At 44.0% G+C, this 1,635-nt stretch carries 1 protein-coding gene; it reads right to left on the bottom strand.

Annotated elements, in window-relative coordinates:
- Positions 1–183 precede the first annotated feature (183 nt).
- Positions 184–1,518 carry an AAA-like domain-containing protein gene (locus tag IQ234_RS20715; RefSeq protein ID WP_193958453.1) on the bottom strand — a complete coding sequence of 445 codons (1,335 nt, stop codon included), beginning with the start codon at positions 1,516–1,518 and terminating at the stop codon, positions 184–186.
- Between the last annotated feature and the right edge of the window lie 117 nt (positions 1,519–1,635).

Raw genomic sequence — 1,635 nt, 5'->3', positions numbered from 1 at the left:
GTCTTTTGCCTCTTGCCTGTTGCCTTCAAAAGCTGATAACTGATAACTGATAACTGATAACTGATAACTGATAACTGATAACTGATAACTGATAACGGATAACTGATAACTGATAACTGATAACTGATAACTGATAGCTGATAACTGATAACTGATAACTGATAACTGATAACTGATAACTGTTTACTGATAACTGATAGAGGATTTCACCTCTAAAAAATAGCGTCGATACAATTCATAGCCTGGTACTACTTTATCTCCCGATTGTTTGAGTAGCCCCATACTGCTGAGTTTATAAGCGAGAATTGGGTCTAATTGTACTGGTTCCACCGCGCTCATCACCCGATCGAGGGCTTTTGCTAGTTCCGGCTGTTGTTCTAATACCGCCCAATGGCGCCGCAGGTGATTGGCATAAATCCCCGTGACAGAGGTGGCACTGGTTAATATTTGCGTCATGGTTATTTCCTCCCGACTGAGATAGTAGAGGGCAGTTTGTAGCAAAGCTGGATGTCCTCCCACTAGCTCCATCAGTTGTTGGACTTTTTCCTGATTTTCCCAGGTGAGTTGATAACGTTGGGCTAATTGCAATACCTCCTCAAGACTAAAATGACTTATCTGTGCGGGGAATCCCACGTTAAAGGGGGATTGATTGAGCTGCAGGGGGACATAAATTTCTGTGGAATGGACGACGATAAGACGGAGTTTTTGCCAGATAGGTAGGGTTTTGGCTTCCTCGTACCAAGAACGCAGCAGCGGTAAAAAATCCTTGGCCACTTGGGGATGTTCAAATATCTGATTAAGTTCATCGAGAGCCAGGACAATGGGGGCGGTAATCGATTCCAGGAGATAGTCTTGAATGTAAACCGTACAGCTAATCTTGCTGCCTAAATCCTCATCCCAATACTCATCTAATTGGGGTTTTAACTGTAGTTGACGGGCGGCATTGGCACACAACCAGCGCAAAAATTGGTTTAAATCAGCCAAAATCGTCTGGTCCACCTGTTCTAAGTTCAAACTCACCGTGCGGTAGCCTTGCTGTTTAGCAAAATCGAGCATTCTCAAAAGTAGGGAGGTTTTGCCCATTTCTTTGGGAGCTTTTATCCGCACTAAAGCCCCCGGTTTCTTGATTTCCTGCCTTATCTGTTCTTCGAGGGGAAGACGTTCTAAATAAAATGGGGAACCAAGGGGAACTGCTCCATTAGGATAGGGGGGTAATGTGTCCAATTTTTCGCTCTTGGCTGCCGAATTAACCGGAATTTTGTCTTGAGGGGGTGTTTTTAGCTGAAAATTCAGGGCGGCTATTTCTTGCCAGTCAAGGCATAATCGACGACAAATTTGTTCAAAAGTGGCTTGTTCTACCGGTTTACCAGTCAGGAAGTTACTGACAGTAGCCAGACTAAATTCAGCTTCTTTGGCTAAGGAGCGTTGACTGCTAAAGCCCTGCTTTCTCACGGCTAATTTAACTTGATTGAGGCAGTGTTGTTGTACTCTTAGATGGCTCGATAGGGAATCTCTCATACGAATTGGGGAATTATGAATTATGAATTATGAATTATGAATTATGAATTGGGGAGGTGGGGAAGTGGGGAGGTGGGGAGATGGAACTAAAACCCCAAAACCCCAAAACCCCAAAAC

This window comes from Microcystis aeruginosa LEGE 91341, assembly GCF_015206885.1.
Classification (GTDB): domain Bacteria; phylum Cyanobacteriota; class Cyanobacteriia; order Cyanobacteriales; family Microcystaceae; genus Microcystis; species Microcystis aeruginosa_H.
This window is presented reverse-complemented; position numbering and strand designations above follow the sequence as displayed.

Bases quoted from the DNA above. Each gene is read 5' to 3' on its own strand.
- IQ234_RS20715 (WP_193958453.1), bottom strand. From the start codon at position 1,518: ATGAGAGATTCCCTATCGAGCCATCTAAGAGTACAACAACACTGCCTC.